At 47.8% G+C, this 709-nt stretch carries 1 pseudogene; it reads right to left on the bottom strand.

What is annotated here, in order from left to right:
- A pseudogene (locus SB749_RS18645) lies at positions 1-709 on the bottom strand (DNA polymerase); the annotation flags it as partial.

The raw sequence follows: 709 nt of genomic DNA, 5'->3' as shown, positions 1-709 counted from the left end.
TAACTTCTTTAACGATACGAACCGCTTCTTCAACGTTACCGTGTTTCAGGATCGCTTCCAGAACACGCGCCTGGGTTTCTTTCGCGATTTCAGACCAGTCACGACGAACGATTTCCAGACCACGGGTGATGATTTTACCTTCTTCGTCGATCAGCGCGTATTTTTTTTTGGTAACGAAGAAACCACGTTTGTAGAAACCTTCGTATTCCAGTTCCAGCAGACCCGGCAGTTTCGCGTTGATGTAGTCAACGAATTCCAGCGCTTTTTTTTTGATTTCTTCAGATTTACCACCCGGGATGGTCGCGTACAGACCGTCGGTGTCGATGTACAGAACTTTGAAACCGAATTTTTCTTCCAGTTCTTTCCAAACGAATTCGATGTATTCACGACCCCACGCGGTAACAGATTCCGCGCATTCTTTGCAGTACCAACGCGCTTTCGCGTAACCGTAGTAACCGTAGTAAGAGTTCGCCAGGATTTTGATCGCACGCTGACGGTAGTCCAGCATGATTTTTTCGATCGGGTCCTGAGACGCTTTCATTTTGGTTTTGATTTTCTGACGTTCGTCCAGCAGACGTTTCAGCAGAGACGGGATGAAACCCGGGAAGTCTTTGCAGAATTTGTGACCAACTTCCGGCGCAACGTCGTAGTTACGGCAACCTTCACGGTTCAGGGTGTCCGGAGAAACGTTGTGGGTGATGATGATAGA

It is taken from the genome of Brevibacterium sp. SIMBA_078 (assembly GCF_046534565.1).
GTDB lineage: Bacteria > Actinomycetota > Actinomycetes > Actinomycetales > Brevibacteriaceae > Brevibacterium.
This window is presented reverse-complemented; position numbering and strand designations above follow the sequence as displayed.